Genomic DNA, 15609 nt, shown 5'->3' with positions numbered 1-15609 from the left:
GTTATTACAACTATGATCGAATCAAGATGAAGCTGGGCGGGCTAAGCCCTGTAGCGTACAGGGCCCAGTCCGCGATAGCCTAATCAACAGCTGTCCAACTTTTGGGGCGCACTTCAGTTCGCTCCAACAGGGGCTACCGCAAGTCCGAATTCCCACACGCCTCACATCCAGTAATGAACCCGAAACCATTCCCACTGTCTGTGACTTGGGGATAAAACGGATGGCGTGTCGGACGTAGAACCCAAACGGGCTTCAGCTTTGCGTCAGCCCGTCGCCAAACTCCGCAGCAGTAGCAGCGATATGCCTGGCAATCGTTGCCCCATCTTTACCGGCCCGTGCATCGGCGCCTTTATCTTTTCCTTTCATCGAAGATAACAATGTCTATGTCTCGTCACCTTTCTGCCTTTCTCTCTCGAATCCCACAACTGCTGAACCAGCCGCGTCGCGCCATTGTTGGTGCCGGCTTGCTCGGCGGCATGCTCGCCCTCTGTGGCCCAACCCACGCCGCGGAAGCCAAAGCCAACGAACGCTGGGTCAGCGACAGCCTCAACACCTTTGTCCGCAGTGGTCCAACCGATGGCTACCGGATTGTCGGCACCCTGAAATCCGGACAAAAAGTCGAATTGCTCAACACTCAGGGCGACTACAGCCAGGTCCGCAGCGAAGGCGGTGGCACGGTCTGGATTCCAAGCGGCGACTTGCAGAGCATGCCAAGCCCCACCGAACGCTTGCCGGAACTGTCCCAGCAAGTGGTGGACCTGACCAGCCAGTTGAAGAACATCGACGATACCTGGAAGACCCGCGTGCAAGGCATGCAGGAGACGCTGGATACCCGCAAGAAATTGATCGACGAACTTGAAGCCCGTACCAAGGACCTCAACGCGCAACTGGTCGATAGCCAGTCGGAACTGCGCAGCACCCAGGCCAAGCTGGGCGACGAGAACAAACAGGTGCTGATGCGCTATATGGTCTACGGCGGCAGCATCGCCGGTGCCGGACTACTGGTCGGCCTCATCATCCCCGCACTAACCCGTGGGCGTAAGAAGAATGATGGATGGGTTTGATCGGCTCGCGACTTGCGGATTTTGTGGATTAAGCCTCTGGCTGTAGGCGATTTCGCTGTGTTGTTGACACGGCGCTGTCGTCCAGCAAACACCGAACAGGTGGGACCGGATTTATCCGGGAAGGCGGCATTTTTGGCAGCGAAATATAGTGAATGAACCGACCTCTTCCCGGATAAATCCGGTCCCACGGGGTCCTCATCGGTCAGATGCCTATGCGGTGTTTGATGTCAGCGATTGGGTTACTGGTCGTACTCACCCGCCGCTTCCGGCTGATATTCCACTGCCAGCAACGTGAGCTTGAGGGTTTTGCCACCCGGCGCGGGCCAGTCGATGTGCTGGCCGACCTGCAGGCCCAGCAACGCGGTGCCCACCGGGGCGAGCACGGAAACGGTGCCCTCGGCGCCGGCGTCCTTCGGGTAGACCAGTTTCAGATGGTAATCCTTGCCACTGCTTTCTTCGCGGCAATGCACGCGCGAGTTCATGGTCACGAGGCCTGCAGGCACTTCATCGTGATCAACAATCTGTTCGGCGCGGTCCAGTTCGGCTTGCAGCGCTTCAACGCCCGGCGTGTCTTCGTCCAGGCTGCGGATCAACTGTTCAAGAAGCTGCACGTCGAGTTTGGTGAGAATAATGGAAGGTGCGGTGCTCATGGAGGCAGACTCCTTATTTCTGCGCGACATAAAACAAAACCCCACCGGATTCGGCGGGGTTTCAGGACGAGCTTCGATGAATGAAGCATGTCTGGACACTAACACAGCCGGACAAATACACAACCTGACGGGCAAGTCAGACCGGCTTAGCCTTCGGCCGCTTGATTTGGGTCAGACAATGCACGCCGCGCCTGAGCGCCGGCGCAAATTTGCCGACGGCGTTCGTCGTCGGCCGAGCGCCATTCGCGGATGTCTTCGACGTGGCGAAAACAACCCAGGCAGACTTTCTGCTCGTCCAGGCGGCACAGGCTGATGCACGGCGAGGCGACCGCCGGGCTGATGTTGCTGAACAAGGGTTTCGGCGCACGCACCGGTGCAGATGTAGCCGTATCGGTCACGATCAGATCTCGTCGAAGTCGAGCTCGACGCTCGCCTGCTCAAGGGTGATGCGGCCCAGCATCTCGCTCAACAGCTCGTCGCTGGAGTCGCAAACCCAACGTTTTTCTTCTTCGTCGTAGTCGAAGTGGAAACCACCGGAACGCGCGGCCAGCCAGAGCTGACGCAACGGTTCCTGGCGACTGAAAATCAATTGGCTGCCGTTTTCGAACTTGACGGTCAGCACGCCAGCGGAGTTTTCCAGATCAACGTCCAGACCACTCTCGTCGAAAATATCTTCCAGCGATTGCTGGGTGGCATCGACCAGATCGTGAAAACGGGCTTCGGTCAAACTCATTACGTGAACCTCGAAAAGTGTCTACTGACGGCGCAGCGACGCAAGATACGGTCGCTTAAACGTAAATGCAAAGCTTACCCGCTCAACGAGCCTGGTAGACGCCAATAATCCGCACGCCAGGCCCAAACAGGGTCCAACCGCGTCAAACCCCCGCCGGACGGGAAGCCCGCCACGTAGGCAAGGCGCTGGGTGGCCGGTATACTCGGGCGCAATTAATGCTTTTACAAAGGATTTCGCCATGAAGCGCCTGATCTCTTCGCTTGCTGCGCTTGTCGCGGTCGCCTGTCTTGTTGCCGCCTGTGGTCAAAAAGGCCCGCTTTACCTGCCTGACGACACTAAATCTCCAGACGAACAAGCCAAGTCGCAATCGCATAAGCATCTTTAAGGGAATTACATGGACGCCTTCAACTACCGCGACGGTGAGCTGTTCGCGGAGGGAGTAGCGTTGTCTGCCATTGCCGAGCGTTTCGGCACGCCGACCTACGTCTATTCCCGTGCGCATATAGAAGCGCAATATCGCGCGTTTGCCGACGCGCTGAGCGGCATGCCACACCTGGTGTGTTTCGCCGTCAAAGCCAACTCCAACCTGGGCGTGCTCAATGTCCTGGCGCGTATGGGCGCGGGTTTCGACATTGTGTCCCGTGGCGAGCTGGAGCGTGTGCTGGCCGCTGGCGGTCAGGCCGACAAAATCGTGTTCTCCGGCGTCGGCAAGACGCGCGATGACATGCGGCGCGCCCTGGAAGTCGGCGTGCACTGCTTCAACGTCGAGTCCACCGACGAGCTTGAGCGTCTGCAAATCGTAGCTGCTGAACTGAATGTTCGCGCGCCGATTTCCCTGCGCGTCAATCCGGACGTCGATGCGGGCACGCATCCGTACATTTCCACCGGCCTGAAAGAGAACAAGTTCGGCATCGCCATCGCGGACGCCGAAGACGTGTACATCCGCGCCGCACAGCTGCCGAATCTGGAAGTGATCGGCGTCGATTGCCACATCGGCTCGCAACTGACCACGCTGGAGCCGTTCATCGATGCTCTGGATCGCCTGCTCGCGCTGGTTGATCGCCTCGGTGATTGCGGCATCCACTTGCGTCATATCGATCTGGGTGGCGGGCTCGGCGTGCGGTATCGCGACGAAGAGCCGCCGCTGGCGTCGGACTACATCAAGGCCGTGCGTGAACGCCTGGACGGTCGCGATCTGTCGCTGGTCTTCGAGCCTGGTCGTTTCATCGTCGCCAACGCTGGCGTGCTGCTGACCCAGGTCGAGTACCTCAAGCACACCGAGCACAAGGATTTCGCCATCGTCGACGCGGCGATGAACGACCTGATCCGCCCGGCGCTTTACCAGGCCTGGATGGACGTCACAGCCGTTCGCCCGCGCGATACTGCGCCGCGCACCTACGACATCGTCGGCCCGATCTGCGAAACCGGTGACTTCCTGGCCAAGGGCCGTGAACTGGCCCTGGCTGAAGGCGATCTGCTTGCCGTGCATTCGGCAGGCGCTTACGGTTTTGTGATGAGCTCGAACTACAACACCCGTGGCCGCACCGCTGAAGTGCTGGTCGATGGCGCGCAAGCTTTCGAAGTACGCCGCCGGGAAACCGTGGCCGAGCTGTTTGCCGGCGAAAGCCTGCTGCCGGAGTAACCCATGCTGCTGCGTTTTACCAAGATGCACGGCCTGGGCAACGACTTCATGGTTCTGGACCTTGTGAGTCAGCACGCGCATATTTTGCCCAAGCACGCCAAGCAATGGGGCGACCGGCATACCGGCGTGGGCTTCGATCAGCTGCTGCTGGTGGAAACCCCGACCAATCCGGACGTGGATTTCCGTTACCGGATCTTCAACTCCGATGGTTCCGAGGTCGAGCAGTGCGGAAACGGTGCGCGCTGCTTCGCCCGTTTCGTGCTGGATAAACGCCTGACTGCCAAGCGGCAGATCAAGGTCGAGACCAAAAGCGGGATTATCGAGCTGGACATCCGCAACGATGGCCAGATCAGCGTCAACATGGGGCCGCCGCGCCTGATTCCGGAAGAAATTCCGTTTCAGGCCGTGGAGCAAGCCTTGAGCTACAGCCTTGATGTGGACGGTCAAACCGTCGAACTGGCGGCGGTGTCGATGGGCAATCCCCACGCGGTGCTGCGCGTCGACGACATCAACAATGCCCCGGTGCATGCACTTGGGCCGAAAATCGAGCATCACCCACGCTTTCCGGCGCGAGTGAACGTCGGCTTTCTATATGTCGTGGATCGTCAGCGCGCGCAGTTGCGGGTCTGGGAACGCGGTGCCGGGGAAACCCAGGCATGCGGCACCGGAGCCTGCGCCGCAGCCGTTGCAGCTATCAGCCAGGGCTGGATGGATTCGCCGCTGTTGATCGATCTGCCGGGTGGCCGCCTGTCCATCGAATGGGCCGGCCCAGGTCACCCGGTCATGATGACCGGCCCCGCTGTTCGGGTTTATGAAGGCCAAGTTCGTCTATAAGTGAGCAAATGCGATGACCGACAAGCCTCAGACTTCAACCGACACGCCCAGCGAATCGCCCGTCGATAGCGCTGCGCCAAACACTGAAGCAGAGGCGATCATCGCTTTCCTGCTCGACCATCCGGACTTCTTCGCCGAGCACGACGAACTGCTGGTGTCGATGCGCATCCCGCATCAACGCGGCGATACCGTCTCGCTGGTCGAACGCCAACTCAAGCTGCTGCGCGAGCGCAATATCGAGATGCGCCATCGTCTGTCGCAGCTCATGGATGTGGCCCGCGACAACGACCGCCTGTTCGACAAGACCCGCCGCCTGAACCTCGCCTTGATGGACGCCACCAGCCTCGAAGAAATCGTGATTGCCGTGGAAGACAGCCTGCGTCAGGAGTTTCAGGTGCCTTTCGTCAGCCTGATCCTGTTCAGCGATAACGCGATGCCGGTTGGCCGTTGGGTCACCACTGCCGAGGCGCAGAAAGCCATCGGCGGCCTGATCGGCGAAAAAACCGTGTGCGGCGCGTTGCGTGAACACGAGCTGGCGTTTCTGTTCGGCGCCGAACAAAGCAAGGAAGTCGGCTCAACTGCCATCGTGACCTTGAATCACTTGGGCCTGCATGGCGTGCTGGCCATTGGCAGTCGTGATCCGCAGCACTACAAGAGCTCGGTCGGCACGCTGTTCCTCAACTACATCGCCGACGTGTTGGGACGTTTGCTGCCGCGCTTTACCAACGCGCTGCGCTCGGTTCGTTAATGGAACGGCAGCTGGACGCTTACTGCACTCACTTGCGCAGCGAGCGCCAAGTCTCGCCTCACACCCTCGAAGCCTATCGGCGGGACCTGAATAAAGTCCTCGCCTTCTGCGAGAAGGAAAAGATCACTGGCTGGGCGGCGCTGGATATACAGCACCTGCGCAGCCTGATCGCTCGTCAGCACCAGCAAGGTCAGTCATCACGCAGTCTTTCCCGGCTGTTATCGGCCGTGCGCGGGCTTTACCACTACCTCAATCGCGAAGGCATCTGCGAGCACGACCCGGCCAATGGCCTGTCGCCGCCCAAGGGCGAACGCCGCCTGCCCAAGACGCTGGATACCGACCGCGCCCTGCAATTGCTCGACGGTGCTATTGAAGATGACTTCCTGGCCCATCGCGACCAGGCGATTCTGGAGCTGTTCTACTCGTCGGGCCTGCGCCTGTCGGAGCTGACCGGCTTGAACATGGAGCAGCTGGACCTCAGCGAAGGCCTGGTTCAGGTGCTCGGCAAGGGCAGCAAGACCCGCGTTCTGCCGGTAGGCAGGAAAGCCCGCGAGGCGCTGCAAGCCTGGATTGCCCTGCGCGCCCTGGCCAATCCCGAAGACGACGCGGTTTTCATCAGCCAGCAAGGCCGCCGTCTGGGGCCGCGAGCGATTCAGAAGCGGGTCAAACTGGTGGGCGAGCGCGAATTGGGGCAGAACCTGCACCCGCACATGCTGCGGCACTCCTTTGCCAGCCATCTGCTGGAGTCATCTCAGGATTTGCGCGCCGTGCAAGAACTGCTCGGCCACGCCGACATCAAAACCACGCAGATCTATACGCACCTGGATTTCCAGCATCTGGCGACGGTGTACGACAGCGCCCATCCACGGGCCAAACGCAAAGGTTCTGACCATGATTAAGCTGATCACCTTCGATCTCGATGACACGCTTTGGGATACCGCCCCGGCCATCGTCGGCGCCGAGGCCACCTTGCGTGACTGGCTGGCGGCCAATGCACCAAAACTGGGCCCGGTACCCGTCGAGCATCTGTGGGAGATTCGCACCCGCCTGCTGGATGCCGATCCAACCCTCAAGCACCGCATCAGCGCCTTGCGGCGTCGGGTGTTGTTTCATGCACTGGAAGACGCGGGCTACGCGCACGACGAGGCGCAGGATCTGGCTGACAAGAGCTTCGAGGTGTTCCTGCATGGCCGGCATCAGGTGCAGATTTTCCCCGAGGTGCAGCCGATGCTGGAGATCCTCGCCAAGACGTTCACCTTAGGTGTCATCACCAATGGCAATGCCGACGTGCGCCGATTAGGGCTGGCGGATTATTTCGCTTTCGCGCTGTGTGCCGAGGACCTGGGCATCGGCAAGCCTGATCCTGCACCGTTTCTGGAAGCGCTGAAACGCGGTAACGCTGATCCGGCGCATGCCGTGCATATCGGCGACCATCCCGGCGATGACATTGCAGGCGCCCAGCAAGCCGGCATGCGCGCCATCTGGTACAACCCACAGGGCAAACCCTGGGAAGCCGAAAAATCCCCGGATGCCGAGATCAGCAGCCTGACGCAACTGCCGGATGTGTTGCGACGCTGGAGCTGACTCCCGTTGGCTTGGTGTGGGACCGGCTTTAGCCAGGAAGGCAATTGACGCCTTCGCGACTAAAGTCGCTCCTACGGCCAATTCGCGGGCAAGCCTCCAACGGATCTGGACGTACAGCCGATGCATTTGCATCTACTGGAATGCCGTCTTCCCGGATAAATCCGGTCCCACAAAATCAGCGCGATCTAGTGGGACCGGATTCATCCGGGAAGGCGTCGGTTCAGACAATACTTCTGCGGCGCCTGTCAGTTGCCCTCAGACATAGAATCTCCAACGAGATAAACACGAAAAAAAAAGCCCGCAGCGACAGCGGGCTTTTTTTCATGCGGCAACCGACACCTTAAATCGGGCGGCTACCGTATTTGTTGTCAGGCTTCTTGGGAGGATCGGCGACCACGTTGGCTTCCACTTCCTGTACCTTGCCGCCCCGAGCGAGGAACTCTTCCATTGCGCGAGCCAGAGCATCACGCTCTTTGTTTTTGGCTTCTACGCTAGGCAGCTCATCAACCGAGACTGCAGCCTTGGCTTTTCCCTTGGTGGGAGTGACGGAAGCTTCGACGCTGTCATCAACTTCAGCGCCATCGTCTTCGGCAGCAGCTACAAGCTCCTCACCGTCCTCTTCACCTTCCAGATCATCAACCAGATCGTCGTTGTCGTCGTCGCTCATGTTCTACCTCATGACTTGCGAAAGCAGATTAGTTATAGCCCAGCTGCGCCCGTTTTCGAATGCAGTCGGAAAAAATTCAACATAGCGCTGAAGCTCAGCGATCACGCCTTCTCACCTTGCAAGGTGGCGAGGACGTTGCGAGCACCACCAACATCGCGATGCTCACCAAGATAAACACCTTGCCAGGTGCCCAGCGCCAATCGCCCTGCCGTTACCGGCAGCAACAACTGGCAGCCTAGCAAACTGGCCTTGAAATGCGCCGGCAGGTCGTCAGGTCCTTCGTCATCATGTTCAAAGCCGTCCACGCCCTGAGGTGCCAGACGGTTGAAAAAGCGTTCGAAGTCGCGACGCACGGCCGGGTCGGCACTCTCGTTGATGGTCAACGAAGCCGAGGTATGCTGCAGCCACAAATGCAACAGTCCCACTCGACAACCGCGCAGCTCGGGCAAGCCTGCCAGTATCTCGTCGGTCACCAGATGGAACCCACGAGGCCTGGCCCGCAGGGTAATCCTGGTCTGTTGCCACATACAGTTCTCCGCATGTTCGGCGCGCATTCTAACGCGCTGGTAGAAAAAGCAAAGCGCGCAATAAACCGGCTCTTCTGTAAGACATCCGCGATGCCCTCTATCGACAAACGCCAGACAAAAAAATGCCCGGCAAACCGGGCATTTTTTTTGCGCTGACTTACAGGTTGTAGCCACGCTCGTTGTGTTGCGCAAGGTCGAGGCCGACCGCTTCTTCTTCCTCGGTGATACGCAGGCCCATGACCGCGTCCAGCACCTTGAGGATGATGAAGGTCACGATCGCGGTGTAGATGATCGTGAAGCCTACGCCTTTGCACTGGATCCAGACTTGTGCCGCGATGTCAGTCACGGTGCCGAAGCCGCCCAGAGCAGGGGCTGCGAATACACCGGTAAGGATCGCGCCGACGATACCGCCGATACCGTGCACGCCGAAGGCGTCCAGGGAGTCGTCGTAGCCGAGCTTGCGCTTGAGGCTGGTGGCGCAGAAGAAGCAGATCACGCCTGCAGCCAGACCGATGATCAGAGCGCCCATCGGGCCAACAGTACCTGCGGCCGGTGTAACGGCAACCAGACCGGCAACCACACCCGAAGCGATGCCCAGGGCACTTGGCTTACCGTGGGTCAGCCACTCGGCGAACATCCAGCCCAGCGCAGCGGCGGCAGTCGCGATCTGGGTAACCAGCATCGCCATACCGGCAGTGCCGTTTGCCGCAGCAGCGGAACCGGCGTTGAAGCCGAACCAGCCTACCCAGAGCATTGCCGCGCCGACCAGGGTGTAACCCAGGTTATGCGGAGCCATCGGGGTAGTCGGGAAACCTTTACGCTTGCCAAGTACCAGACAGGCAACCAGGCCAGCCACACCCGCGTTGATGTGAACCACGGTGCCGCCTGCGAAGTCCAGAACGCCCCAGTCCCACAACAGACCACCGACGCCGCCCCAGACCATGTGCGCGATTGGCGCGTAGACCAGGGTGAACCAGATAGCCATGAAGATCAGCATCGCGGAGAACTTCATGCGTTCTGCGAAGGCGCCGACGATCAGGGCTGGAGTGATGATGGCGAAGGTCATCTGAAAGGTGACGAACACCGCTTCAGGGAACAACGCAGCAGGGCCAGTGATGCTGGCTGGCGTGATACCAGCGAGGAACGCTTTACCCATGCCACCGAAGAAGGAGTTGAAGTTGACGACGCCGGCTTCCATACCTGTGGTATCGAACGCAATGCTGTAGCCGTAAACGACCCACAGGATGCTGATCAAACCAGTGATAGCGAAGCACTGCATCATCACGGAAAGAATGTTTTTCGACCGAACCATGCCGCCGTAGAACAGCGCGAGGCCGGGAATAGTCATGAACAGCACCAAGGCTGTCGAAGTCAGCATCCAGGCAGTGTCGCCTGAGTTGAGGACTGGGGCTGCCACTTCGTCCGCCGCCATGGCAAGGCCAGGGGTTACGAGGGACAACAGGGCTCCTAGCCCTGCGAATTGACGCAGAGTCATATTGTTTTCTCCTGGGGCGTTGGGGTTGGCGGCTTAGATTGCGTCGGTATCGGTTTCGCCCGTACGGATGCGAATAGCCTGTTCCAGATTGACCACGAAGATCTTGCCGTCACCAATCTTGCCGGTGTTGGCTGCTTTGGTTATCGCCTCGATAACCCGATCCAGATCCTTGTCATCAATGGCTACATCGATCTTCACCTTGGGAAGGAAGTCGACTACGTATTCCGCACCGCGATACAGCTCGGTGTGGCCTTTCTGACGTCCGAAGCCTTTGACTTCAGTGACGGTGATGCCCTGCACGCCGATTTCAGACAGCGACTCGCGCACGTCGTCCAGCTTGAACGGCTTAATGATTGCAGTGACTAGCTTCATGAAACTTTCTCCCGAATTGGTGGACTTGCCCCAGGAAAACAAACCCGACTCAAGTCTAAGCGCAGTGCCTGGCTTTGTAACGCGTCGGTCGCCTTAAATAGAGGCCCGACCAACCCCAGAAACCACTTCTGACGAAACACATCCCCGCTCCGCCTGCCGCACTGCCCTCGTCACAGCGACTGCCTCAGTGCATGGGTCATAAGCGTCTAAGCAGAAAGCTTGCCATCTCGTGATTTTTCATTGAATACAGGCCCTTGACCCACAATCGTTCAACCCCGGCCCCTTCCAGACGAGCGGAACGCACAACTACAGTGCGCGCGTGCACGCACCGATGCGCGATAACCGTGCATCCCCCGACCTGGATTGACTATAGACGCTGCGTGCTACACTGCCGCCCATCTGATTCTGGAACCTGACCATGCTCGCGCCCAAAGCTTTCCTTGATGCCCTGAGCGGCCACGCCTCGCGCTTGTTCAACGGCGAGACGCCAATCCCGCGCAATGAATTTGAAACCCAGTTCAAGGCCCTGCTGCAAAGCGGCTTCAGCAAACTGGATCTGGTCAGTCGTGAGGAGTTCGACAGCCAGATGGCCGTCCTCGCCCGCACCCGGGCACGCCTGGAAGCGCTGGAAGCCAAGGTTGCGGAGATGGAAGCGAACGCTTCGCCAAAGAATGACGCCTGACGCATAACCATCCGTTGGAGCGAGGCTGGCCCGTGAACCAGACGGCCTCGGTGCACCAGAATCACCGCGTTACCGCTCTTCGCGGGCAAGCCTCGCTCCAACGGGCCGGTGTTGACCTATCTGGCCGGCACCAACAACTGCTCCAGCTTGCGCGTATAAGGCGCGAGGTCACCAATGGTGCGCGCGACCCATTGCGGGTCGTAGTACGTGTCCAGATAACGCTCGCCGCTGTCGCACATCAGCGTCACCACTGATCCTTTCAAGCCTTGCTCCTGCATCTGCAGCGCCACTGTCAACGCGCCCCAGACGTTGGTGCCAGTCGAGCCGCCGGGCTTCTTGCCGAGCAGCCGTTCGAGCCAGGCCAGCGTGGCGATGCTCGCGGCGTCAGGCACCTGCAACATGTCGTCGATCACGCCGGGCAGAAACGAAGCCTCGACCTTGGGTCGGCCAATACCTTCGATGCGGCTGCCCTGCTGGCTGGTCACGCCGGTATCACCCGTACGATAGCTCTCATAGAACACCGAATTCTCCGGGTCCACCACGATCAGCTGCGTGTCATGCCCCTTGTAGCGGATGAAACGGCCAATTGTCGCCGAGGTGCCGCCGGTTCCGGCGCTCATCACGATTGCGGCAGGCACTGGATGCTCTTCGCCGCTCAACTGCTCGAAAATGCTGTCGGCAATATTGTTATTGCCGCGCCAGTCGGTGGCGCGCTCGGCGAAGGTGAACTGGTCCATGTAATGACCATCGCCCACGCTGGCCAGCCGCTCGGCCTCGGCATACACATCGCAGGCGCGCTCGACGAAATGACAGCGGCCACCCAGCAATTCCACCTGTTCGATTTTCTTGCTCGCCGTATTGCGTGGCATCACCGCCGTAAAGCTCAGCCCCACCAGCCTGGCGAAATAGGCTTCGGACACCGCCGTACTGCCGGATGACGCCTCGACCACATGCGTGCCTTCGCGAACCTTGCCACTGCAAATCGCATGCAGGAACAACGAACGCGCCAGCCGGTGCTTCAAACTGCCGCTCGGATGCGTGCTTTCATCCTTGATGTAGATATCGACGTCTTTGAATGCGGGAACATCCAGTTTGAGCATGTGCGTATCGGCCGAGCGCTGTTGATCGCAGGAAATCTTTTTCATGGCCGTACGGATCCAGTCGCTCATCACTGCTATGCCTCTGCTCAAATGCGGGTTAATGAGCAAATTTTACTGATATGCCGAGAAAAGAATTTTCCTTCGTCCTACCGAAGTCGCTAATCTGTAGAAAATATTTCTCCAAAAGATCGGTAGCGCAGAATGGACAGTTTTGACCGGCACATCCTGAGCCTGCTCCAGCGCGATGCGTCCATGCCGCTCAAGGATCTGGCCGAAGCGGTCAACCTCTCGACCACCCCTTGCTGGAAGCGCGTGAAGAAGCTCGAAGAAGCGGGCTTCATCAAATCCAAGGTGGTGCTGCTGGATGCCGAAAAGCTCGGCCTCGGTCTGTCAGTCTTCGTGCAACTCAAGACCCAGCGCCACGACAGCCTCTGGCTCGAACAATTTGCCCAGACTGTCATGCAGTTCGAGGAAGTCATGGAGTTCTACCGGATGGCCGGCGAATGGGATTACATGCTGCGCCTGGTCGTCCACGACATGGCCGCTTACGACCGCTTCTACAAAAAACTCATCAGCAGCACCGAAGGCCTCTCGACCATCACGTCGAGCTTTTCCATGGAACAACTCAAATACACCACGGCGTTGCCGTTGGGGCGTTAACACCCTGTATCCATTCAATCCTTCACGACTCTTCGCAATCGCGCAGGATGCGCACACCGCATTCTCAAGGAAGAGTCCATGTCTCTCGCAATCGTACATAGCCGCGCCCAGGTCGGGGTTGAGGCGCCTGCTGTTACTGTTGAAGCCCACTTGGCCAACGGCCTGCCCACTCTGACGCTGGTCGGTTTGCCGGAAGGTGCGGTGAAGGAAAGCAAGGATCGCGTGCGTAGTGCGATTCTGAATTCCGGGCTGAAATTTCCAGATCGGCGCATCACGCTGAATCTCGCCCCGGCGGATCTGCCCAAGGACGGCGGACGTTTTGATCTGGCGATTGCCTTGGGTTTGCTGGCTGCAAATGGGCAAGTGCCGCTGACGGCGTTGCAGGATGTGGAGTGCCTCGGCGAACTGGCGTTGTCGGGGGCGATTCGCCCGATTCAGGGGGTACTGCCCGCTGCGTTGGCCGCCCGCGCCGCCGAGCGCACGTTGATCATTCCCGCAGTCAACGCCGAAGAAGCGTGTCTGGCCTCAGGTTTGCGGGTCATTGCCGCCAATCATTTGCTGGAGTTGGTGGCGCACTTCAACGGGCAGGCGCCAATCATGCCCTATCAGGCCAGCGGGCTGCTGCATCAGACCAAACCTTACCCGGACCTCAGTGAAGTCCAGGGCCAGACCGCCGCCAAACGTGCGTTGATCGTTGCCGCAGCTGGCGCGCATAACCTGCTTATGTTGTAATCCAATACACCCTAATTATTTTCTCCTAGTCGAAGGTGCCGGGAAGCGTCGATATGAGACGAAGCTCGTCAGTGAGCTACAACCACATGAATTTCCTGAAATTTCCGGATTAACAGGGCCTTTTCAAGCTAAAACTTTTCGCTGTCAGCGAAAAAGATTTGACACAAGCGAAGATATCTCGCATATTTACCTGGCGGACGGTGACTCTATCTCGTTGCTGTAGGTGCTTAGGCACCGTGGAGACTTCGGTCTCTAACCCTTGGTCGGCAAGAGGTGCTGCCCATGTCCCCCGCGACGTGTGTATGTATCCTCAGCTTCACGACATAAGCGGCTTCGTCGAGAGACGAAGCCGGTGTATTCGGAGGGGGAAAAGCATTGCTCAACCCGTTTCACTTTTTGCTATCTGGTTATGTTCGAGAGGCACGCATAAGCGTGTCATAACCTAGATAGGAGCACTAAAAATGCACAAGAGTGAAGATAAAACCGCAGAGCAATGCCCGAGTTGTTTGGTAAAGAAAAAGAAGTGGACTGTTGTAAAGGTTTTTACCACATGTATGTCAACAGTGAGGTTTCTGGTAAACCTTCTGGCTTTGGTTGACAAATATTGGCCAAAAATCTTGAGTCTCTTCGGAATCGATACTGAATGAATCTACCCCGCTGTTGTCACACCTGTTCACATTGAGGTGTTCTCATGATCAATCAAGCCTTGAGGCTAATCCGAAGCTTTTACGACATATCCCAGTCAGATTTATCCACAAAACTTGGAATTTCTAACTCTTACTTGTCTGAAATCGAATCCGGGAAAAAGCAACCAACCATTGAAATTCTATCTAAATACAGCGAGCAATTCGACATTCCATTATCGTCGATTTTGTTCTTCTCTGAAAATTTAGATAATCCTAAGCCTAGCGATAAGATAAGAGTTAGTGTCGCTAAAAAAATAGTCTCAATACTTGAATGGAATCAAACTAGAAATGAGACGGCCAAGAATTTCAGTAAAAAGTCGAAAGAGTTTTAAACTATATCCGATAAGCCAGTGCGCGCTATACAAACTAACATCCCCTAAAAGACTTAGTGAAACTCTAAATACCAAACTCCCTGTTCTAAACGATCTGCTAACCAGCCAGGAAAACTATCGAGAGTTTACTTTGCTGGAGGAGGTCAACCCATTTTCTCGGAAGGTTACAAAGAAACGGCTAGTTCAAACTCCTGGCAAGTTGCTCAGGGTTGTACATGAACGGATTTTGAAACTCCTACAGCGAGTCGAATACCCTGACTACGCTCACGCGGGGGTAAAAAAGCGCTCATATCGTTCGAATGCAGCAGCCCATGAGAAGTCCAAGGTTGTCGCTACCTTTGACTTAAGCAACTTCTATGGATCTGTTAAGTCACACCACGTTCATACATTCTTCTCACAAAGAATGATGTGTGTTGGCGATGTAGCAGGCATACTAACCAACCTGACAACGTTCCGAAACTGCTTGCCTACCGGTAGCCCGCTAAGCCCACTCCTGGCTTTACTAACCTGCAAACCAATGTTTGATGGATTGCAGAGTCTTGCACAAAAACACAACCTTATATTCACCGCTTATGTTGATGACCTGACCTTCTCTGGCGATTTAATTCCGCAGTCGCTTGAGCGAGAAGTAAACTCGGTAGTGAGGCGGTACGGGCACTGCATTAACCTGAAAAAAACACGTATTTTTAGTGAGCATCAGGCTAAGCACGTAACTGGCACTGTGATCCTAAAGAATAAAATCCACGTACCCCACGCTCGCCTAGTTTCGGCCAGAAGACTAGAGGCAGCTATCAATGGCGAGATTGAGAGTTTTGGCTTTACTGAGCGGAAACTCATGGAAAAGCTAGCAGGATTATTAAACGAAGCATCTTATCTAGACCCCAAGTTCAAAGACAAAGCGTTAGCTGCAAGAGCACAGCTAACAAGCAAGACTTGAACAGAAAAGGGACGCATATATATTTAAGCTCTTATGTGTCAATCCCGATACGACCTCTGCCGCTCCACCACCGTCATCATCGATCTAGGCAGGCCCTTCAAAAGCTCCCGCCGCTATTTTAAGTCAGCACCCCAGGCTCGCTTATGCTTCGTCCAGCAGAAAAA

Annotated in this window: 20 protein-coding genes and 1 pseudogene; 13 read left to right on the top strand and 8 right to left on the bottom strand. The window is 57.3% G+C overall.

Annotated elements, in window-relative coordinates:
* Together ACP7E4_RS29060 and ACP7E4_RS29055 are read left to right on the top strand one after the other, a co-directional pair.
* Window positions 1-83, top strand: an 83-nt coding sequence (locus ACP7E4_RS29060; RefSeq protein WP_426119518.1) for an IS3 family transposase, incomplete at its 5' end; no start/stop codon positions are given.
* 300 nt (window positions 84-383) lie between these two features.
* Window positions 384-1064 (top strand): TIGR04211 family SH3 domain-containing protein, encoded by a 681-nt coding sequence (locus ACP7E4_RS29055; RefSeq protein WP_426119517.1) that lies wholly within the window; start codon window positions 384-386, stop codon window positions 1062-1064.
* 239 nt (window positions 1065-1303) lie between these two features.
* On the opposite strand, the gene rnk is transcribed toward ACP7E4_RS29055, so the two are convergent.
* From rnk to cyaY, 3 genes are all read right to left on the bottom strand, one after another.
* Window positions 1304-1714, bottom strand: coding sequence for a nucleoside diphosphate kinase regulator (gene rnk, locus ACP7E4_RS29050; protein WP_426119515.1), 411 nt, complete (start codon window positions 1712-1714; stop codon window positions 1304-1306).
* Between the two features lie 146 nt (window positions 1715-1860).
* Window positions 1861-2112 (bottom strand): DUF1289 domain-containing protein, encoded by a 252-nt coding sequence (locus ACP7E4_RS29045; protein WP_426119513.1) that lies wholly within the window; start codon window positions 2110-2112, stop codon window positions 1861-1863.
* Window positions 2113-2114: 2 nt separating this feature from the next.
* Window positions 2115-2447, bottom strand: coding sequence for an iron donor protein CyaY (gene cyaY, locus ACP7E4_RS29040; RefSeq protein ID WP_020293439.1), 333 nt, complete (start codon window positions 2445-2447; stop codon window positions 2115-2117).
* A 238-nt stretch (window positions 2448-2685) separates the two neighbouring features.
* Here cyaY and lptM point away from each other — a divergent pair, with 238 nt between their 5' ends.
* The 6 genes from lptM to ACP7E4_RS29010 are packed head-to-tail and all read left to right on the top strand — an operon-like array spanning window position 2686 to window position 7255.
* The gene (lptM, locus tag ACP7E4_RS29035) at window positions 2686-2832 is read left to right on the top strand and encodes an LPS translocon maturation chaperone LptM (protein ID WP_020293438.1); all 147 of its coding nucleotides are present in this window, start codon (window positions 2686-2688) and stop codon (window positions 2830-2832) included.
* A gap of 9 nt (window positions 2833-2841) precedes the next feature.
* Window positions 2842-4089 carry a diaminopimelate decarboxylase gene (gene lysA, locus ACP7E4_RS29030; RefSeq protein ID WP_426119510.1) on the top strand — a complete coding sequence of 416 codons (1248 nt, stop codon included), beginning with the start codon at window positions 2842-2844 and terminating at the stop codon, window positions 4087-4089.
* Between the two features lie 3 nt (window positions 4090-4092).
* Window positions 4093-4923, top strand: coding sequence for a diaminopimelate epimerase (gene dapF, locus ACP7E4_RS29025; RefSeq protein ID WP_426119508.1), 831 nt, complete (start codon window positions 4093-4095; stop codon window positions 4921-4923).
* A 13-nt stretch (window positions 4924-4936) separates the two neighbouring features.
* A complete protein-coding gene (locus ACP7E4_RS29020) occupies window positions 4937-5671 on the top strand; it encodes a DUF484 family protein (protein ID WP_426119506.1) in 735 nt (244 codons plus the stop codon).
* Window positions 5671-6570: a tyrosine recombinase XerC gene (gene xerC / locus ACP7E4_RS29015; protein WP_426119504.1), complete on the top strand. Its 900-nt coding sequence runs from the start codon at window positions 5671-5673 to the stop codon at window positions 6568-6570. Before ACP7E4_RS29020 ends, xerC begins: the two co-directional genes overlap by 1 nt.
* On the top strand, window positions 6563-7255 hold the full coding sequence (locus tag ACP7E4_RS29010; protein ID WP_426119502.1) for an HAD family hydrolase: 693 nt from the start codon (window positions 6563-6565) through the stop codon (window positions 7253-7255). The genes xerC and ACP7E4_RS29010 overlap by 8 nt, the downstream gene beginning before the upstream one ends.
* Before the next feature lie 340 nt (window positions 7256-7595).
* Here the strand turns inward: ACP7E4_RS29010 and sutA are convergent, their stop codons facing one another.
* From sutA to glnK, 4 genes are all read right to left on the bottom strand, one after another.
* On the bottom strand, window positions 7596-7922 hold the full coding sequence (gene sutA, locus ACP7E4_RS29005; RefSeq protein WP_426119500.1) for a transcriptional regulator SutA: 327 nt from the start codon (window positions 7920-7922) through the stop codon (window positions 7596-7598).
* A gap of 101 nt (window positions 7923-8023) precedes the next feature.
* On the bottom strand, window positions 8024-8449 hold the full coding sequence (locus ACP7E4_RS29000) for a secondary thiamine-phosphate synthase enzyme YjbQ (protein WP_426119498.1): 426 nt from the start codon (window positions 8447-8449) through the stop codon (window positions 8024-8026).
* Between the two features lie 157 nt (window positions 8450-8606).
* Window positions 8607-9944: an ammonium transporter gene (locus tag ACP7E4_RS28995; RefSeq protein WP_426119496.1), complete on the bottom strand. Its 1338-nt coding sequence runs from the start codon at window positions 9942-9944 to the stop codon at window positions 8607-8609.
* A gap of 33 nt (window positions 9945-9977) precedes the next feature.
* Window positions 9978-10316 (bottom strand): P-II family nitrogen regulator, encoded by a 339-nt coding sequence (gene glnK, locus ACP7E4_RS28990; RefSeq protein WP_002555808.1) that lies wholly within the window; start codon window positions 10314-10316, stop codon window positions 9978-9980.
* A gap of 418 nt (window positions 10317-10734) precedes the next feature.
* On the opposite strand from glnK, the gene ACP7E4_RS28985 reads away from it, so the two are divergent.
* The gene (locus tag ACP7E4_RS28985) at window positions 10735-10998 is read left to right on the top strand and encodes an accessory factor UbiK family protein (protein WP_065832540.1); all 264 of its coding nucleotides are present in this window, start codon (window positions 10735-10737) and stop codon (window positions 10996-10998) included.
* 116 nt (window positions 10999-11114) lie between these two features.
* Here ACP7E4_RS28985 and ACP7E4_RS28980 read toward each other — a convergent pair whose 3' ends face one another.
* Window positions 11115-12167 carry a PLP-dependent cysteine synthase family protein gene (locus tag ACP7E4_RS28980; protein WP_426119494.1) on the bottom strand — a complete coding sequence of 351 codons (1053 nt, stop codon included), beginning with the start codon at window positions 12165-12167 and terminating at the stop codon, window positions 11115-11117.
* 132 nt (window positions 12168-12299) lie between these two features.
* Between ACP7E4_RS28980 and ACP7E4_RS28975 the strand changes: the two genes are divergently transcribed.
* From ACP7E4_RS28975 to ACP7E4_RS28960, 4 genes and pseudogenes are all read left to right on the top strand, one after another.
* Window positions 12300-12758, top strand: coding sequence for an Lrp/AsnC family transcriptional regulator (locus tag ACP7E4_RS28975; protein ID WP_426119492.1), 459 nt, complete (start codon window positions 12300-12302; stop codon window positions 12756-12758).
* Window positions 12759-12836: 78 nt separating this feature from the next.
* Window positions 12837-13484 (top strand): annotated as a pseudogene (locus tag ACP7E4_RS28970) (magnesium chelatase domain-containing protein); the annotation flags it as partial.
* 697 nt (window positions 13485-14181) lie between these two features.
* A complete protein-coding gene (locus tag ACP7E4_RS28965; protein ID WP_192101482.1) occupies window positions 14182-14508 on the top strand; it encodes a helix-turn-helix domain-containing protein in 327 nt (108 codons plus the stop codon).
* Window positions 14465-15445: a reverse transcriptase family protein gene (locus ACP7E4_RS28960; protein ID WP_426119490.1), complete on the top strand. Its 981-nt coding sequence runs from the start codon at window positions 14465-14467 to the stop codon at window positions 15443-15445. The genes ACP7E4_RS28965 and ACP7E4_RS28960 overlap by 44 nt, the downstream gene beginning before the upstream one ends.
* Window positions 15446-15609: the final 164 nt, after the last annotated feature.

The sequence above is a fragment of the Pseudomonas sp. DSP3-2-3 genome, assembly GCF_049898225.1.
Classification (GTDB): Bacteria; Pseudomonadota; Gammaproteobacteria; order Pseudomonadales; family Pseudomonadaceae; genus Aquipseudomonas.
The sequence above is the reverse complement of the archived record's forward strand: the minus strand, read 5'-3'. Positions and strand labels throughout refer to the sequence as shown.

What these genes read in the sequence shown, in the direction of transcription:
- ACP7E4_RS29055 (WP_426119517.1), top strand. Translation starts at nt 384, where the DNA reads ATGTCTCGTCACCTTTCTGCCTTTCTCTCTCGAATCCCACAACTGCTG.
- rnk (WP_426119515.1), bottom strand. Translation starts at nt 1,714, where the DNA reads ATGAGCACCGCACCTTCCATTATTCTCACCAAACTCGACGTGCAGCTT.
- cyaY (WP_020293439.1), bottom strand. Translation starts at nt 2,447, where the DNA reads ATGAGTTTGACCGAAGCCCGTTTTCACGATCTGGTCGATGCCACCCAG.
- lptM (WP_020293438.1), top strand. Translation starts at nt 2,686, where the DNA reads ATGAAGCGCCTGATCTCTTCGCTTGCTGCGCTTGTCGCGGTCGCCTGT.
- lysA (WP_426119510.1), top strand. Translation starts at nt 2,842, where the DNA reads ATGGACGCCTTCAACTACCGCGACGGTGAGCTGTTCGCGGAGGGAGTA.
- dapF (WP_426119508.1), top strand. Translation starts at nt 4,093, where the DNA reads ATGCTGCTGCGTTTTACCAAGATGCACGGCCTGGGCAACGACTTCATG.
- ACP7E4_RS29020 (WP_426119506.1), top strand. Translation starts at nt 4,937, where the DNA reads ATGACCGACAAGCCTCAGACTTCAACCGACACGCCCAGCGAATCGCCC.
- xerC (WP_426119504.1), top strand. Translation starts at nt 5,671, where the DNA reads ATGGAACGGCAGCTGGACGCTTACTGCACTCACTTGCGCAGCGAGCGC.
- ACP7E4_RS29010 (WP_426119502.1), top strand. Translation starts at nt 6,563, where the DNA reads ATGATTAAGCTGATCACCTTCGATCTCGATGACACGCTTTGGGATACC.
- sutA (WP_426119500.1), bottom strand. Translation starts at nt 7,922, where the DNA reads ATGAGCGACGACGACAACGACGATCTGGTTGATGATCTGGAAGGTGAA.
- ACP7E4_RS29000 (WP_426119498.1), bottom strand. Translation starts at nt 8,449, where the DNA reads ATGTGGCAACAGACCAGGATTACCCTGCGGGCCAGGCCTCGTGGGTTC.
- ACP7E4_RS28995 (WP_426119496.1), bottom strand. Translation starts at nt 9,944, where the DNA reads ATGACTCTGCGTCAATTCGCAGGGCTAGGAGCCCTGTTGTCCCTCGTA.
- glnK (WP_002555808.1), bottom strand. Translation starts at nt 10,316, where the DNA reads ATGAAGCTAGTCACTGCAATCATTAAGCCGTTCAAGCTGGACGACGTG.
- ACP7E4_RS28985 (WP_065832540.1), top strand. Translation starts at nt 10,735, where the DNA reads ATGCTCGCGCCCAAAGCTTTCCTTGATGCCCTGAGCGGCCACGCCTCG.
- ACP7E4_RS28980 (WP_426119494.1), bottom strand. Translation starts at nt 12,167, where the DNA reads ATGAGCGACTGGATCCGTACGGCCATGAAAAAGATTTCCTGCGATCAA.
- ACP7E4_RS28975 (WP_426119492.1), top strand. Translation starts at nt 12,300, where the DNA reads ATGGACAGTTTTGACCGGCACATCCTGAGCCTGCTCCAGCGCGATGCG.
- ACP7E4_RS28965 (WP_192101482.1), top strand. Translation starts at nt 14,182, where the DNA reads ATGATCAATCAAGCCTTGAGGCTAATCCGAAGCTTTTACGACATATCC.
- ACP7E4_RS28960 (WP_426119490.1), top strand. Translation starts at nt 14,465, where the DNA reads ATGAGACGGCCAAGAATTTCAGTAAAAAGTCGAAAGAGTTTTAAACTA.